This window comes from Clostridia bacterium, from assembly GCA_012840125.1.
GTDB lineage: Bacteria > Bacillota > DULZ01 > DULZ01 > DULZ01 > DULZ01.
Map to the genome: position 1 here is coordinate 75,720 of DULZ01000044.1, position 15,042 is coordinate 90,761.

Annotated in this window: 18 protein-coding genes; 6 read left to right on the forward strand and 12 right to left on the reverse strand. The window is 51.1% G+C overall.

Annotation, left to right across the window (positions count from 1 at the left end; genetic code table 11):
• Nucleotides 1-15 precede the first annotated feature (15 nt).
• Together GXX34_05570 and GXX34_05575 are read left to right on the forward strand one after the other, a co-directional pair.
• Complete coding sequence (locus GXX34_05570) at nt 16-213, forward strand: hypothetical protein (protein ID HHW06989.1); 198 nt, start codon at nt 16-18, stop codon at nt 211-213.
• Nucleotides 214-229: 16 nt separating this feature from the next.
• Entirely contained in the window at nt 230-493 is a 264-nt protein-coding gene (locus tag GXX34_05575; protein ID HHW06990.1) for a spore coat protein, read from the forward strand.
• Between the two features lie 124 nt (nt 494-617).
• On the opposite strand, the gene GXX34_05580 is transcribed toward GXX34_05575, so the two are convergent.
• The 4 genes from GXX34_05580 to GXX34_05595 form a co-directional block, all read right to left on the reverse strand.
• Entirely contained in the window at nt 618-1,886 is a 1,269-nt protein-coding gene (locus tag GXX34_05580) for an MBL fold metallo-hydrolase (protein ID HHW06991.1), read from the reverse strand.
• 113 nt (nt 1,887-1,999) lie between these two features.
• Nucleotides 2,000-3,247, reverse strand: coding sequence for a 2,3-bisphosphoglycerate-independent phosphoglycerate mutase (locus tag GXX34_05585; protein HHW06992.1), 1,248 nt, complete (start codon nt 3,245-3,247; stop codon nt 2,000-2,002).
• A 32-nt stretch (nt 3,248-3,279) separates the two neighbouring features.
• On the reverse strand, nt 3,280-4,050 hold the full coding sequence (locus GXX34_05590) for a hypothetical protein (protein ID HHW06993.1): 771 nt from the start codon (nt 4,048-4,050) through the stop codon (nt 3,280-3,282).
• 25 nt (nt 4,051-4,075) lie between these two features.
• Nucleotides 4,076-5,551 carry a DASS family sodium-coupled anion symporter gene (locus GXX34_05595; GenBank protein HHW06994.1) on the reverse strand — a complete coding sequence of 492 codons (1,476 nt, stop codon included), beginning with the start codon at nt 5,549-5,551 and terminating at the stop codon, nt 4,076-4,078.
• 227 nt (nt 5,552-5,778) lie between these two features.
• Here GXX34_05595 and GXX34_05600 point away from each other — a divergent pair, with 227 nt between their 5' ends.
• Nucleotides 5,779-6,672: a LysR family transcriptional regulator gene (locus tag GXX34_05600; protein HHW06995.1), complete on the forward strand. Its 894-nt coding sequence runs from the start codon at nt 5,779-5,781 to the stop codon at nt 6,670-6,672.
• Nucleotides 6,673-6,734: 62 nt separating this feature from the next.
• Here the strand turns inward: GXX34_05600 and GXX34_05605 are convergent, their stop codons facing one another.
• The 4 genes from GXX34_05605 to GXX34_05620 form a co-directional block, all read right to left on the reverse strand.
• Complete coding sequence (locus tag GXX34_05605; protein ID HHW06996.1) at nt 6,735-6,908, reverse strand: hypothetical protein; 174 nt, start codon at nt 6,906-6,908, stop codon at nt 6,735-6,737.
• A 180-nt stretch (nt 6,909-7,088) separates the two neighbouring features.
• A complete protein-coding gene (locus tag GXX34_05610) occupies nt 7,089-7,625 on the reverse strand; it encodes a hypothetical protein (protein ID HHW06997.1) in 537 nt (178 codons plus the stop codon).
• Nucleotides 7,626-7,761: 136 nt separating this feature from the next.
• The gene (locus tag GXX34_05615; GenBank protein HHW06998.1) at nt 7,762-8,943 is read right to left on the reverse strand and encodes a PLP-dependent transferase; all 1,182 of its coding nucleotides are present in this window, start codon (nt 8,941-8,943) and stop codon (nt 7,762-7,764) included.
• A gap of 6 nt (nt 8,944-8,949) precedes the next feature.
• Complete coding sequence (locus tag GXX34_05620; protein ID HHW06999.1) at nt 8,950-9,618, reverse strand: class II aldolase/adducin family protein; 669 nt, start codon at nt 9,616-9,618, stop codon at nt 8,950-8,952.
• Nucleotides 9,619-9,822: 204 nt separating this feature from the next.
• On the opposite strand from GXX34_05620, the gene GXX34_05625 reads away from it, so the two are divergent.
• Complete coding sequence (locus GXX34_05625) at nt 9,823-10,383, forward strand: hypothetical protein (protein HHW07000.1); 561 nt, start codon at nt 9,823-9,825, stop codon at nt 10,381-10,383.
• 128 nt (nt 10,384-10,511) lie between these two features.
• Nucleotides 10,512-11,159, forward strand: coding sequence for a thiamine diphosphokinase (locus GXX34_05630; protein HHW07001.1), 648 nt, complete (start codon nt 10,512-10,514; stop codon nt 11,157-11,159).
• Between the two features lie 3 nt (nt 11,160-11,162).
• Here GXX34_05630 and GXX34_05635 read toward each other — a convergent pair whose 3' ends face one another.
• Nucleotides 11,163-12,125: an ABC transporter substrate-binding protein gene (locus GXX34_05635; protein HHW07002.1), complete on the reverse strand. Its 963-nt coding sequence runs from the start codon at nt 12,123-12,125 to the stop codon at nt 11,163-11,165.
• 129 nt (nt 12,126-12,254) lie between these two features.
• Between GXX34_05635 and GXX34_05640 the strand changes: the two genes are divergently transcribed.
• The gene (locus tag GXX34_05640; GenBank protein HHW07003.1) at nt 12,255-13,184 is read left to right on the forward strand and encodes a 1,4-dihydroxy-2-naphthoate polyprenyltransferase; all 930 of its coding nucleotides are present in this window, start codon (nt 12,255-12,257) and stop codon (nt 13,182-13,184) included.
• On the opposite strand, the gene GXX34_05645 is transcribed toward GXX34_05640, so the two are convergent.
• Genes GXX34_05645 through GXX34_05655 form a run of 3 tightly spaced genes read right to left on the reverse strand, consistent with a single transcriptional unit; the run spans nt 13,173 to nt 14,962 of the window.
• Nucleotides 13,173-13,934: an ABC transporter permease subunit gene (locus GXX34_05645; protein ID HHW07004.1), complete on the reverse strand. Its 762-nt coding sequence runs from the start codon at nt 13,932-13,934 to the stop codon at nt 13,173-13,175. The two genes, GXX34_05640 and GXX34_05645, sit on opposite strands and share 12 nt — an antisense overlap.
• Nucleotides 13,915-14,691 carry an ABC transporter ATP-binding protein gene (locus GXX34_05650; GenBank protein HHW07005.1) on the reverse strand — a complete coding sequence of 259 codons (777 nt, stop codon included), beginning with the start codon at nt 14,689-14,691 and terminating at the stop codon, nt 13,915-13,917. The genes GXX34_05645 and GXX34_05650 overlap by 20 nt, the downstream gene beginning before the upstream one ends.
• Nucleotides 14,684-14,962 carry a hypothetical protein gene (locus tag GXX34_05655; protein HHW07006.1) on the reverse strand — a complete coding sequence of 93 codons (279 nt, stop codon included), beginning with the start codon at nt 14,960-14,962 and terminating at the stop codon, nt 14,684-14,686. Before GXX34_05655 ends, GXX34_05650 begins: the two co-directional genes overlap by 8 nt.
• Between the last annotated feature and the right edge of the window lie 80 nt (nt 14,963-15,042).

Sequence of the window (15,042 nt, forward strand, 5' to 3'; positions counted from 1 at the left end):
AAGGAGGTGAACCGTGTGCCCAACTTAACGGCCATGGAATGCTTGCTGTTAAGCGAGCATTTCAAATCTGAAACAGGCATGATCAACATGCTCCAGTATGCCGGCCAAAACACTTCCGACGCCCGCTGCCGGAAACTGTGTGAAACCATGCTGCAGGAGCATCAACAGCAGTTCCGGAGCCTGGCCCAGTATATTGAACAGATGAATTATTAATAAAGGAGGGGACTAAATGCCTCAGCTTTCCGATAAGGACATGATGCAAATCATCCTGGACAAGCATAAGCATTGTGCCGTAAAGCTAATCCAGCTGGCCATGGAATGTTCCGACTTCGGTCTCCGCAATGAGGTCCTCAAGACCCTGGACATGTGTCTTAAGCACCAGCACCATACTTATGAACTGATGCGCCAGCTGGGCTGGTATCAGACCACGCCCGCCTCCCCGGATGAAATCAGGGGGCTCAAAAATCTCATCAACCAGCAAGCCATGGTATAATGAAAGGGCTGTCCAATCGGACAGCCCCTAGGTTGTTTTAACCCGCAGAAACAAATACGCCGGCGTTCTCTTTAATTCCCCCAAAGCTTCCCTTAGGGTGACAAATTTGGGCTAGGATGAGCTGTTACGCACTTGATAAATCTATAATCTCACCTATTCGGGGGACAATAGCCCTAACTCCTTTCTGACGGAGCATATGAGCTAGTTCGTCCCCTTTTTCGCGCGCTACATGGGTTATAACAACTATTGGATCTCCCTTTATCTTCCTTAACATATCCTCAATATCTTTCCAATCTGGGTGGACTTTCCATGTAAATCGAGTTACTCTAGCTTTAATCCCATCAACTGCGCCTTTAAGTACTTGATCGCCTTTTGTTCCTTCATATAAGAAACCTGTAAAAATTATGCTGTTATTCTCTGATATCCCCAAGCGGTCTATGAGCTCCTTTGTGGCACCAGAGCTACCCATGGCGTCGGTGGCCAGAATTACAGCTTCCCCTTTTTGGGGTATGTCCGAAATACGGCAAAATTCCTTGATTTTTTCATTATCACAAATATTTGTTATTTGTGCCGGACATTTTATTCCGGATCTTTCTGGGTCACGCAGAAAACCTCTTAATCCCGCAAGAATTGGAGCCTCTACATATATTGGCACATTAACCTTTAGTGCGCTGCTTAATAAAATCAAAATTTCTTGAGAGCGTCCAATGCGGGGAACGGGCAGAAGAACGCTCCCCCCCTTACTAACCGTAGCTGTAATTGCTTCCAAAAGCTGCTCATAAATACTATCCTGCCTTATAACAGCAGCCCCATATGCTCCATCCAAAACTACGGCATCAGCATGGCCGCTAAACTCAGGAGGAGAAATGAATAAGCTTGAAGTGGACCAATCGCCTGTGTATATTATTCGCTTGTCACCCCACATGATATCAAACCATGCTGAACCTGGTACGTGGCCACTGGGATTAAAGCAAATCTCGCAGTCTTTAATTTTTATCTTGACCCCGAAATCAACAGGGTGTAAGGGTAAAGATAATACATGCTCCATTTCGTAGGGCTTCTTATGCCCCATAGAATCAACTGCCTGTAACCAAGCAGAACAACTTTTGGTAACCTCCGGTACAACTAAATGATGCGTATATATCGGCCTCTGAATTCCTAATTTTGTAAGAACCGGGAGGGCTCCGCAGTGATCTTCGTGAGCGTGGCTTAAAAAAGTAGCGTCAATACGAGTTAATAGATTAACATCCCACTGAGGGTACTCCCCTGCCTTAAAAGCAGTAAATGTACGTTTAACGCCGCAATCCATTAGTATAAAGCCATTTCCATCCCCCAATAGAAAGCAAGAACGTCCTTGCTCGGAGACTCCTCCCCAGCAGTACAACTTTAACATCGACTAACCCCCTGTTTCTGTGACGGCTTAAAAACAAACTTGCTTCGCCATTTAAGGATTCTATCTTTCGGCAACGCGTCGGCCCAAATAGAGCTTCCGGAAAAACTCGTTTCTTATGCCCCGAACTTGGATGTAAAACCCATCAAATCCATTAGAACATTGAAGAAAGCCGAGCCAGTAATTCTGCCCAATCCACCACCGGCGCAACTTCTCTCTCCGAAGTGAGTTTGCAGGTCGCTTCGTACCGCAGGTCCCCACATGGCCGCAGGAACTGGATCGCCTGAATGATCACGTATGCTACATGGAGTGGAGTGATCGCCGGTTATGGCTACATGAACACCTGCTTCTAAACCGTCCAACAAGTTCCCTACTAGCAAGTCTAGTTTTTCTGCGACCTCTATCTTGAGGTCCCATCTTCCGTCGTGACCCGCAAGGTCTCCTGCCTTTACATGAATTACTACTAAATCGAACTTCTTTATCAATTCTAAGGCTAACCTGGCTTTGGCCACAGGATCAAAATCATAAGAGCCGGTTATACCTTCACCTGAGAACACCTCAAGTCCCGCCATTCTTCCTATAGCAAGCACAGTGTTTTCACCGGTTATAAGAGCTCCTTTCAGCCCTTTATAACGCTCGCCGAGGGGCGGAATAGCGTTAACAATCCCTGCGCCGCGCGTTAGGACTGCATTGGCTGGCGGTAACCCAGCCGCCTCTCTGGCAAGGTTGACTGGGTGTGCTTTCAATTTTTCTTTTGCTATATCAAGGAACTTCTGCACCAATCTAGCGGTCTTAGCAGCTTCGGGGGTATTGTCCAGCGGGCAAACTTTGCGCATTGGCTGTCCTTCACAAGCAGTACCGGGATCTGAATCAGAGACAGCTGGGCTAAGACCGGGCCCGCGGAGTACCAGTACGGCCCTATGTTCCGTACCGGCAGCGAAGAAAGCAACTGTATCTTCGCCCAAGTAAATCTTATTAAGGCAGGAGGCTAGTTCACTTGTTCCCTCTTTTATGCGGCCCGCTCTTCTGTCGACTACTATACCTTTCTCATCGATGGTGGCAAAATTACACCTGAAAGCCACATCGCCCGCCTCAAGCTGTAACCCAGCCCCCAAGGCCTCAATAGGACCACGACCCTTATAGCATTTAAAGGGATCGTATCCTAAGGCACACAGCGTGCCTACATCTGTACCACAGGGAACCCCTGGGGCGTAGGGATCCACCAACCCAACAATACCGCTACAAGCCAGCCGGTCCAGGTTGGGAGTGTTGGCTGCTTCTAACGGCGTCTTCCCCTTCAACTCCGAAACAGGACGGTCACCAAGACCATCTGCAATTACCAGCACACCTTTTGTCTTCATCAGCTACTTCTCCTTTTATGCTTTTTTATGGCTGCTTAAAGTACCATATGCCTCCGGAAATATAGGAGCGCTCCGGCAACGAGCACAGTCGCTGCCCACGAAATTCCTGTCTTGGTAGAAGTTATTTCTTTAACATAACTCAACTCCACCTTTACGGAGGACCCTGTCGGTACACCTGGGGCATCCTCGTTGCCAGACAATTCCACAGTTATACCGCTTGAATTATTGTCTCGTACTACTTTAAAGTCTTCCTTAGGAGAAGTGACCGCGAACACTTCACAACCCGGGGGCAAGGTAACCCTGCAAGTGTATTTTCCTATGCCATAGGGAGTGTTGTTTTTGAAATTATAACTGAAATTCCTGAGATCGCCTCTGCTGGTTGGGCCACCTTCTGCATTTGTCTTATTGCTTTTTGCCTCTTTAAAAAGTTCCGGGACGAGATAAGTTATTTTTAGAGTTACTTCTTTAATTTCGCCGCTGTCTTTGACATTCCACTGATACCATTTATTACCGCCATATTTTACTTCCTTGGGTTCCGGGTCTTCTACTGCAGCACCTGTAACCTCAGTCTGAACCCAGCTACCCTTTAGAGCAGGTTGGGGTAAAACTATAGCCCCTTCGGGTCCCGGCTTTCCTTTCCAGATAACTTCTAGCTTCGCATCACCATTGGCGGAAGCCACTATCTTTTCTTCCAACTCATTATTAACTTGCTCTGCTTGCACCGGCGACGACCACTGCGCTAGGAGTATCAAGCCCAGGCAGATACTCCATACTGTTATCAATAGCCCTCTCATGAGCCCTCTCATAGAACACCCTCTCCCCTATTGACTTTTAATATAGCCCGATCCATTTAAACCACGTCACGGCGGCCAGGCACATGAGCGCGCATTTTACGAGCAACACGATTACTCCGTAGAAGAGCTGATTAGTAACGGTGAACTGGCCCGTCGAATAGAAAATCAAATTCGGCTTGCAGTTAGGCGGCAAGGTTATGCTATCAGCGATGGTGAAAGCTGCTGGTAGGGCCAAAGCCAACGGATTGTAGCCTGTCACTTTAGCCAGTTCGATTATGGTTGGTAACAAAATAGCGGTCCGAACTGTTTTGGATGTAAAGACCATATGGCTGAAACTTGATATGAATACTACTGCGGCGAATACCAGTATAAACGGTAGCTGAGACAAGTTGGCTGCTCCAAAAATACGGCTTAACGCCCACGATGCGATACCCGCATTCTCAAGAGCCATACCTACTGCGTAGGCTCCACAGCTAAAAATCATAAGATCCCAAGGGATCTGGGTCTCTTTCCAGTTCAACAGACCTGTTAGATACATGAGAGTCGCAGCCAGAATGGCAACCATTACGAGCGAAATATTAAACCCGAACATTTTTACATGGTAAGGTCCCGTTGCCCATAGGAATACTGTGAGTACAAATATACCTAAGGCCTTCCATTCTTCTCGATTCAAGCGGCCCATATTTTTTATTTCTGCTCCCATTTTTTCCAGCCCCTGGCCCTTAGGAGTTCTGACCTCAGGAGGATAGAGCAGAAGACCGATAAAGTAACCAAGTATCATAGTCATAAAGGCTATGGGCATAGCGGCCAGGAACCACTGACCCCAACTTACGTTTACACCGGCAAGGTCTTTAAGGAATCCTACAGCCATTATTTGCGGAGCAGTAGCCGTCAAAATGCCACTAGTGCTAATATTATTTGCCTGAAGTTCCTGAATCATCAGTAATCTACCAAAATTAGATTTACCTGGGATAGCTCCATAAGCCTCGGCTAGTGCTAAAGCCAGGGGCAACATGATAGCAGCCCGCGCCGTAGTGGAAGGGACAACTAAGGTAATTATGAAGTTGACAATAATCATCACCAGAAGGGCCGTTTTGGCTGTCTTACCGAATTTCGTGATCATGAATAATGCCAGCCTTTTGCCTAACCCCGTTTTCTCCATACCTGAGGTAATAATAAAGGCTGCAACCATGAGCCATATTACGTCATAGCCGAAAACACCCAGGATAGATTTTTCATCCCATGCTCCTGTAATTGCCAGCAAAACAATAGCCACCAAGGCCGTTACATATACCGGGATGGCTTCGGAAACCCATAGTATCAGGGCCAAAAAGAATACTGCGGCGGCGGCCTTGCCCTGCATCGTTACACCCGCCGGCGCAGGCATAGTGTACAACAAAGTAAAAACTATAATGGCAAGAGGCAGTCCTAAATACGTGAGCCATTTTTCAGAAGGGCTCTTATTACGTTGAGCCAATAGGTTTTTGGGAGCCGTTTTTTCTCTACTTGTCATACCTTTTAACCTTACCTCCTTAACGTTTTAATTTTCTTAATGCTTATATCTGATTTAATATTTCTACCTATTCTCAATCTTTCTACTTAATCGCGGCCTAGTTTTTTTCTAAAGCTACATCAAGTCTTTTCAAGTAAGAGTTTATTTAGAAGGAATTCAGATGTACAATACCGAATTATTTATCTAATTGATAAGGCTAACCTTATCGATTGGAAAGGAGTCCGGCCATGACCTTAAGGCAGCTTCGTACTTTCTGCTGTGTAGTAGAAGAGGGGGCTTTTCACAAGGCCGCAGAACGCTTGTTCCTGACCCAACCAGCCGTAAGCCAACAGATAAATCTCCTTGAACGATATTATGGAACTAAGTTATTCGTGCGTAAGGGTAGAAAAATTTCCCTTACCCCGGAAGGTCGCTTCTTGTACGAACTAGCAAAACAGATTTTGTCCGCCATCGATGAAATTCCAGTAAAGTTTGAGGAGCTTCGCAGTACCGGCATAAAGACGATATCTATAGGGGCTTCCAGTTTGACAGGAACTTATATACTCCCCACGGCCCTAAACATATATAGGAGATTGTACCCAGGTATCAAAATCTCTCTTGAAATAGGCTATGCTAAGGATATAATTCAAAAGCTTCGTGAGCGCCAACTTGATTTTGGTTTTTTTGGAAAGCACCCAAGCTGGTCAGAAAATGGAGAGCTAAGGTTTCTACCGGTGGGAAAAGATAGATTAGTATTCATCGTTTGGCCGGGGCATAAGTGGGCGAATAGAGAAATGGTTATGCCGGATGAATTGAAGGAAGAGACTTTTATTCATTCCAAAGAAGGTTCCGGCATGCGTGCGTTGGTTGAAGCTTACTTTCAAAAAGAGGGGGTAGCAAAGCCCAACTCAACCGTGGAAATGGGTAATATTGAAGCTGTTAAGAAAGGGGTAGTAAACCGGCTAGGCGTAGCAATTGTGAGTTATTTTGCTGTACGCGAAGAAATTTCAAGGAAAGAGTTAATAGCAGTACCTCTTTTTCGGTTAGATAAAGTATCAAGAGATCTTGTTTTAGTACATCATAGAGATCACAAGCTAAGTAGCTCTGAGATTAAATTATGTGAAATATTGAGAGAATTATAGAAACAGTTGTTCTAACCTAATACCCAGTTCCCATCCTGCCCAGTCGGCCTTTGGCGGTACGCTTACACCCGGAAGAGCATTCCCTCGTTCTGCCCAACGGAAAGAGAACTGATCGCCTCTATGGCACTTTCCGAAATGGTGGTGTAAGACACCGCACGGGGGAGAATCTCCCCCTCCTCCACCAGCTTTTCATAGAAGACGGACACCGGCACATCCCTTGCTTCCCGTCGCAGCATAAGAAGATGTTCCTCCATAGCACCAGCACCATACTTATGAACTGATGCGCCAGCTGGGCTGGTATCAGACCACGCCCGCCCTCCCCGGATGAAATCAGGGGGCTCAAAAATCTCATCAACCAGCAAGCCATGGCATAATGAAAGGGCTGTCCAATCGGACAGCCCTTGATCATGCACCTGCTAACGACCCAGCCGGTATGCTTGTTGTGAACCGCCAATACCGTAATCCTGTCTCCCGGTGGGTGAACTGCCGGTCTCAGAGAAACCTGCGGTGGCGCTGGGACCGGTAAAAGCGGAAATATTTTGCCCGCCGGTCATACCGCCGTATGTACCGCTGACGGGATAATGATAATCAGAGACGCTGCTTTGAGAACCGTAGGAAGACATCTGGCTGCTGCCGAAGTCACCTACGCCGGCTTTGGAGCTATGGGCCGGGGTATAGGAAGCGATGTTGCCCGGTTGGCCGGCATAACCGCCCATGCCGTAACCGCTGTAGGTGCTGATGCTTTGGCCAAAATCTCCCACACCGGCTCTGGAACTGTGGGACGGCGTATAAGCAGCGATGTTGCCGGGGGCATAGCCCTGGAATGATTGACCCATACCGTAGCTGCCCATTTGGCCCATTTGGCCGCCGCTGTAGCTCATGGAAGACAAATTGGACAGCTGTTGGCTGATGTCGGACAATTCTCTCTGCAGCTGGCTAATTCGCTGCTGCAATTGTTGCATTTGAAGATGCAAAACCAACACTCCTTTTCCCTATTCTTAATTGCTAAAAATAGTATGGGAAACCGGGAGGTTGATTATGCAATGACACCGGCTGGTTATTCCTTCCTTTTTGCCCTGCTTCGGGAAGCTACAGCTGGGCCAGGGCTTGTTCCAGGTCGGCAATAATATCTTCCGGGTCCTCCAAACCGATGGAAAGGCGAATCATGCTCTCCGTGAGGCCGAATTGCGCCAGGGCTTCCCTGGGATAACCGCGATGGGTCATGGCCGCCGGGTGCTCCACCAGGGTTTCCGCATCACCCAAGCTCACGGCCAGTTTAATCAACCCCAAGCTGTTGACCAGTTTTTTGGCAGGCTCCAGCCCTCCCCGCACCTCAAAACTCAGCATGCCCCCAAAACCGTTCATCTGCTTTTTCGCCGTCTCATGGCCGGAAAACTGGGGCAAGCCGGGATAGTAGACAGCTTCCACTTTGGGATGGTAAAGTAGGAACCGGGCTACTTCGTAAGCATTCCTTTCATGGCGCTCCATCCTGAGGCCGAGGGTTTTCAAGCCCCGCAGCAAAAGCCACCCGTTGAAAGGGCTCATCACCCCACCCAATTCACACATAAAGCCAAATTTCAACCGGTGGATATATTCCCCGTCGCCACTGACCGCTAAACCTCCCAAAACATCTCCGTGGCCGGAAATATACTTGGTGGCACTGTGCACCACCACGTCGGCCCCCAGGGTCAAAGGTCTCTGGAAATAAGGGGTGGCAAAGGTATTGTCCACCACCACTTTAGCACCCCATTTGTTGGCAACGGCCGCCACCTGCGCGATATCAATGATCTCCAGGTTCGGATTAGCCGGGGTTTCAAAATAGATGACCTTCACCCGCTCCCCCATGTTTTCTTGCAGCCTCGGCAGCTCCCTTAAGTCCAGGAAACGGCAATGGATCCCGTACCGGGGCAAGACCTGGGCCAGCACGCTGTAACTGCTGCCGTAGACCGTGCGGTGGGCGATCACTTCATCCCCCGGTGCCAGCAAGGACAACAGGACGGAGCTAATGGCCGCCATGCCGGAGCTGAAAGCCACCGCATCAGCCCCCTCTTCCAGCACGGCGATCTTCTCCTCCAGCAGTCTTAGAGTAGGATTATTCCCGCGGGTATACACGTAATCGGCCCGGGCGAAAGAAAAAGTCTCCTCAGCGTGCTCCAAGCTGTCGAAATGGAAGGTGGAAGTCATGAAAATCGGGGGATTGACGGCGTGAAAGGGCTGGCTCCCGCTGTGGATCGAGAGGGTATTGAAACCGTGTTTTTTCTTCTGAACCACCGGTACTCACCTCTGCCCGTAAGAATGAAGGAAAAACTCTCGCATAGCCGCGATGTCCTGCCGGGATAATTCCACCCACCCGCCCAGCAACTTGGCATAAAGTAAGGCCTGGGCCGCTTTTTCCACCACCTGGCAGGTTTTCAAGGCTTCCGGCAAATCCCGGCCCAGGGCGATGAGCCCGTGATTGGCCAACAGGGCGGCCATCCGGTTTTCCAGAGCTTCCACCGCGTATTGAGCCAGCTCCCTGGTACCCGGTAAAGCGTACCGGCTGACCCGCACCTCGCCGCCCACAATCTGCACCAGGTCCTCCAGCGCTCCCGGCACCGGTTGCCTGGCCGCAGCCCAGGCGGTGGCATAGACACTATGTACATGGACCACTCCATTAACCTCCGGGCGGGCTTGATACACCGCCAGGTGCAAAGGCACTTCGATGGAAGGTTTCCGCCGGCCCTCCACCAGGTTACCGGACAAATCAAGCAGCACAATATCCTCTTCCGTCAGGGCCATGTAATCCATGCCGCTGGGCGTAATAGCCACTAACTCAGGCTCGCCGGGTACCCGGGCGCTCACATTGCCCCAGGTGCCGACCACTAAACCGCTGGTTAAAATCCTTTGGCCCGTCTCCACCACCGCTCGTTTCGCTTCTTCCCGTTTTGTCAACTTGTTAACCCCCATTACAAGATTCTAAGTACCTGTCCACAAGACACTTCGCTTTTCTCATTATACCCCGCGCCCCCTCCCGGCAGCAACTTGGGAGGGTTTTTCTTCCCGGCCGGGGTAGTAACATATCCCCGGGGTCGGGTATACTAATAGAGACAATGTCTGAAGTAAAGGGTGATCACGTTGCACCGTTTCAAAGAATTCTTTTTTCTTCTGATATTGTTCCTCGCCGGTTGTTTGACCCTGACCGCCTGCAGCAAAGCCGAGCCCCCCAAACCCGCCGATTTCTTCCCCATGACCAAGGGCAGCTTTTGGGAGTACGAAGGGGAAGGAAACGAGTTCGCGTCCTTTACCCGGGAAGTATTGTTTACCGATTCCGGCCGGGCCCAACTGCGGGAAAACAATGGCGGCACCGTTACCGCCAGCGTCATTGAGGCCACCGAGACGGCGGTCATCCGCGTGTTTTCCCGGGCGGAAGCCTACGGGGAAGAGAATTATATGGAAAAGCAGGCCACGGAAAACACCGTCCTGCTGAAAGCACCGGTGGAAGTGGGCACCGAATGGGAGGTACAGGATGGCACCAAGGAAATCACCGACGTCAATGCCACCGTGACAACCCCGGCGGGGAAATTCGAAAAATGCGTTGCGGTCACCGCCCATTACGGCGAATCCACCATTGTGGAATACTACAAGGCCGGCATCGGCCTGGTGAAAAGGGAATTCACCTCCGGCGACACCAAGGTTACTTCTTCTCTCAAAAGATACGAGATCAAAAAGTAGTGCACCTGGCCTCCAGGTGCACTGGTTTTTTCCCGGTCATCCTACGCTATGACGCCGGTGCCGTCACTTTTCATTTCATGAAAGGTGTTTTATAGTAGACTTAAGAACCCAAAAGAAGGTGAACTGCTGTGCGGTCAATCATATTAACAGGGGGTCAGGTGGAAAACCTGGCCTGGCTGTCTGAGATCATCCATGCAGACGACGACTTGATCTGCGCCGACGGCGGCGCCAGGTACGCTGCCGCTTTGGGACTGGTTCCCCGGGTGATCGTTGGCGATTTTGACTCCCTGGCGGAAAACATCCTCCAGTCCTTCCTCCAAAAAGGATGCATGATCAAGCAGCACCCGGTGGCGAAAGACGACACGGATACCGCTCTGGCCTTGGAGGAAGCCCTGGCCGGAAATCCCTCGGAAATCATTATTCTTGGAGGCATTGGCACCCGCTTTGATCATTCCCTGGGCAACGTGCACTTGCTGCGGGTAGCTTACGAGCACGGCGTCCCGGCGCGGATCCTTACCGAATACAACGAAATCAGCTTAGTGGCGCCAAATCAACCGGCCACCGTCACCGGCAAACCGGGACAGCTCTTTTCCCTCCTGCCCTTAACGGCGGAAGTCACCGGGGTGGAAGTAACCGGGGCCCGCTGGCCTTTGCACGACGCCGCTTTCACCATCGGGCGGCCCTACGGCATCAGCAACGAACTGGTGCAGCGGGAAGCCCGGATCTCCGTTGCTGCCGGCTTATTGCTGCTGGTAAAAGTCTTCAAGGATGACTAGCTTTTAATACAAATCCTTGGCAACGAAATTCTCGTAGGTAATGTGCTCACCGATGGCTCCCTTTTCCCGCAGCCAGCTGAGGACGCCGTTTACTTCTTCTTCCGAGGGCAGCTTCGGCTCCGGGAAGAGGGGTACCCGGTACGCATCCACAATAGGCTCGGGAATACTGATGTGGGCTACCATGGTGTCCTTGTAGTCCTGGGGATTGCTGTTAATCTCCTGCACCGCTTTGGCATAGGCCCGGTAAAAACCTTGCAGGGCCTCCTTCTTTTCCACCAGGGTTTTCTCCGTCATCACCAGCACCGCTTGGGAGACGGAGAGCCCCCGGTCATCCACAATGGTCCGGCACCCGTTAGACTCGGCGAATGCAATGAGGGGATCCGGGATATTGGCCGCTTCGATGTTGTTATTGACCAGCATTTCCAACCGCACGGGGATTTTCGGGATAGCCGTTTTCACTACTTCCTCGGGATCAATGCCGTGATGCTTCAACAAGACATCCGTGGTGTATTCGATAATGGAGTTAAAGGAGATAGCTAATTCCTTCCCTTTCAAGCCTGCCAGGGTGGTAATGTCGCTCTGGGGTGATACCACGATGGCAAACCGCCGCCTGTCCCCGGTAGCTTCCAAAGTAACGGAAGTAACCCTGAGATCGGTGCCGGAATCTTTGAGCAAAGCCGCCACGATCATATCTGTCATCATCCCGTCAATCTGCCCGGATTGAATGGCACTTTGGCTTTCCACGGCACTCTGGAAAGGAATTAATTCCACTTGCAGCCCTTCCGCCGCAAAATACCCCTTTTCATCAGCCACCACCATCGGTAAAATGTCTTCTAGGGACAAAACCCCCAGCTTCAAAGTAATGTTGGTGCCGGAGCCTTGCTCCGGGTTGCTGCAGCCGGCCAGGAACAGGAGCGGCAGCAAGGCTGCCAGCATGAGCAGCAGGTATTTCCCGGCTTTTTTCATGTTTACACCTCCGCGATAAATTATGAACTTAGATTCATTTCTTGCTTACGATTGTAGCCTGTCCCTACCGGAATTGCAAGCAAAATTTACAGGACTTGCCGAAATATTTTGATAACAAAGAGGAAGGATGTGGAGGAATTGTCTACCAACCCATGGATCCTGGCCAGCCGGCCCAAGACTTTACCGGCCGCCTCGGCTCCGGTCATTGTGGGAACGGCCCTGGCCCTGGGCGACGGGGCCTTTCGCCCGGGCCCTGCCCTGGCGGCTTTGATTGCCGCTTTGCTCATTCAAATCGGCACCAATTTTGCCAACGACGTTTTTGACTACCAAAAAGGCACCGATACCCATGAAAGGACCGGGCCCCTTAGGGTAACCCAGGCAGGCTTGCTGACACCCAGGCAGGTTTTCCTGGGCATGTGCGTGGTGTTCGGCCTGGCTTTTGTCATTGGGCTTTATTTGATTGCGGTCGGCGGTTGGCCTATTTTGGTGATCGGGATTCTATCCATTATTTCCGGTATCGCTTACACCGGCGGCCCTTATCCCCTGGGTTATCACGGGCTGGGCGACCTGTTCGTGTTCATTTTCTTCGGCCCGGTGGCCGTGTGCGGCACTTACTACGTGCAGGCCCTCAGCCTGGACTGGCACGTGTTCGTGGCTTCTGTTCCCATGGGACTATTGACGACGGCGATCCTGGTGGTGAACAATTACCGGGATCTCCATACCGACCGCAAAGCGGGCAAGAAGACCCTGGCCGTCCGCTTGGGGCGGAAAGGGACCAGGTGGGAATATGTATTGCTGCTCGGGATTTCCTTCTTGATTCCGGTAGGCAGCTGGCAGGTGGACGGCGGGTCCGTATGGATGCTGCTGCCCCTGTTGACAATCCCCTTGGCGGTTCCTTTGATTAGGGATATGTACGTCAAGGAAGGGGCAGCTCTCAATGAGACTTTGGCGGGTACAGGCAAGCTGGAGTTAATGTACGGTATCTGCTATGCCCTGGGCTACATCTTGTCCCATGCCGGCATAGCCTTGAGCTGTACGGGAACAGTCTTACTTGGTTAGTGCTTTCCAGCGGCAGACTCTTTTTTCCGCCTGGTCAATCAAGAGGTAGAGGACAAAGCCCATCAACCCCATGGCGATAATACCGGCAAACATGTCTGCATAAGCCATTTTTGATAAAGCGTCCATGATAAAATAGCCGATACCCTGGCGGGTAGCGTAAGTTTCCGTCAGGAACAACACGGCCATGGCCGTGCCGAGCCCCAGGCGCAAGGAGGTGAGTATTTCCGGCAGGCAGCCGGGGAAATAGACATGGACGTATAATTCCCAGGTGCCGGCGCCCAAAGACTGCACCGACAGGACGTATTCTTCTTCCAAATGGCGGGCCGCATCCCTGGTGGTGACAAGGATCTGGAAAAACACGATCAAGGTGATGAGAGCGATTTTGGAAACATCACCGATGCCCAGCAAAACGAACAAGACAGGCATGAACACCACTTTGGGGATAGGATAAGTGAGATAGACGGCCGGGGCGAAATAACTGTCCAGGCCGCGGTTCTTCCCCAGCACCAGGCCCAAGGGAACACCCAAGAGCAGCGACAGCCCCAAGCTGACCAGCACCCGGTAGAGGCTCACCCCGATATGGAGCAGTAGACCCTGGCGCAGTTCCTGCACCAGGCTCACCAGGGCCGGGTACGGTTTGGGCAAAGCGCTGTGGTCTACCAGCACCGCCAGCAGCCACCACAGGGCCAGGAGCAAAAGACCGGTCAAGGCGTACCTGGCGGTCATGGTTCTATTGGACCCGGCTTGCATCTTTCATCACCCCGTATAATAATTCCCGCAAATAGTTTGACAATTCTAAAAATCCCGGCGTGCCCCGGCTGCCGGCGCTGGTGGCCAGGCTGTTTGGTACCTGTTCTTTCACCGTCCCGGGCAAAGGACTCATGACGATGATCTCCTGGCCCAAAAACACCGCTTCTTCAATATTGTGGGTCACCAGCAAGATCGTCAGTTTCGTTTCCTGCCAGATTTCCAACAGCAACTGCTGCATTTCCTCCCTGGTCAGCGCATCCAAGGAGGAAAAAGGCTCATCCATCAATAAAAGCCGCGGGTTTAACACCAGGGACCGGGCGATGGCAATGCGCTGCCTCTGGCCGCCGCTTAACTGCATGGGGTACCGGTGGATGAGGTGGTACATGCCCAGCTTGTGGAGAATGTACTTGCCCTTTTCTTCGATTTCCTGCCTGGGCTGTTTCCGGATGCGCAATCCTAGCACCACGTTTTCCCAGACGGTTTTCCAGGGCAGGAGGCCGTAATCCTGCAATATCAGAGCCGTATCCGGAAATGCCTCCGGCGCCGTGTTGTCAATCAGCACCTGGCCCCTGTACTTCCTGTTCAAGCCGGCAATGATGCCCAGCAGGGTGCTCTTCCCGCAGCCCGAGGGCCCAATGATCACGCCGATTTTACCCTCCGGCAGGCGTAGATTGACGTTCTCCAGGATCGCCACTTCTTTATTTCCCTGGGCATAGGAAATGTTTAACCCGCTTATCCGCAAGAAATCCTTATTCATCCTTGCCCAATCCCCTCAGGTTGTATTTCAGCAATGTATCCCAGGTTTCGTCCAGGTTCTCCGGCTGCCCTTCCCGCAGCCAGCTCATCAGCACTTGCCGGAAAGTACCGACAAAAGCACAAGCGCTGATGTGGGTGTTCTGGGGAGGAATCTCCTGCTGTTCCACCAGTTCATCCAGATCCTTTTTGGCCAACTGGATTAGTTCCTTTTCGATGTTGATTAGTTTATGGTTAAGTATCTTGGAGATACCGGGTGCCTGGGTCAAGTCCAAATTAGTGTGTAAATTCCTCAGTGAGTTCGGTTTGCTTGTAAACCTGAACACTGCCGCTTAGATTATCCGGCTCGCCAGTC

Bases quoted from the DNA above. Each gene is read 5' to 3' on its own strand.
- GXX34_05575 (HHW06990.1), top strand. From the start codon at position 230: ATGCCTCAGCTTTCCGATAAGGACATGATGCAAATCATCCTGGACAAG.
- GXX34_05580 (HHW06991.1), bottom strand. From the start codon at position 1,886: ATGTTAAAGTTGTACTGCTGGGGAGGAGTCTCCGAGCAAGGACGTTCT.
- GXX34_05590 (HHW06993.1), bottom strand. From the start codon at position 4,050: ATGAGAGGGCTCATGAGAGGGCTATTGATAACAGTATGGAGTATCTGC.
- GXX34_05595 (HHW06994.1), bottom strand. From the start codon at position 5,551: ATGACAAGTAGAGAAAAAACGGCTCCCAAAAACCTATTGGCTCAACGT.
- GXX34_05600 (HHW06995.1), top strand. From the start codon at position 5,779: ATGACCTTAAGGCAGCTTCGTACTTTCTGCTGTGTAGTAGAAGAGGGG.
- GXX34_05605 (HHW06996.1), bottom strand. From the start codon at position 6,908: ATGCTGCGACGGGAAGCAAGGGATGTGCCGGTGTCCGTCTTCTATGAA.
- GXX34_05620 (HHW06999.1), bottom strand. From the start codon at position 9,618: ATGGGGGTTAACAAGTTGACAAAACGGGAAGAAGCGAAACGAGCGGTG.
- GXX34_05635 (HHW07002.1), bottom strand. From the start codon at position 12,125: ATGAAAAAAGCCGGGAAATACCTGCTGCTCATGCTGGCAGCCTTGCTG.
- GXX34_05645 (HHW07004.1), bottom strand. From the start codon at position 13,934: ATGCAAGCCGGGTCCAATAGAACCATGACCGCCAGGTACGCCTTGACC.
- GXX34_05650 (HHW07005.1), bottom strand. From the start codon at position 14,691: ATGAATAAGGATTTCTTGCGGATAAGCGGGTTAAACATTTCCTATGCC.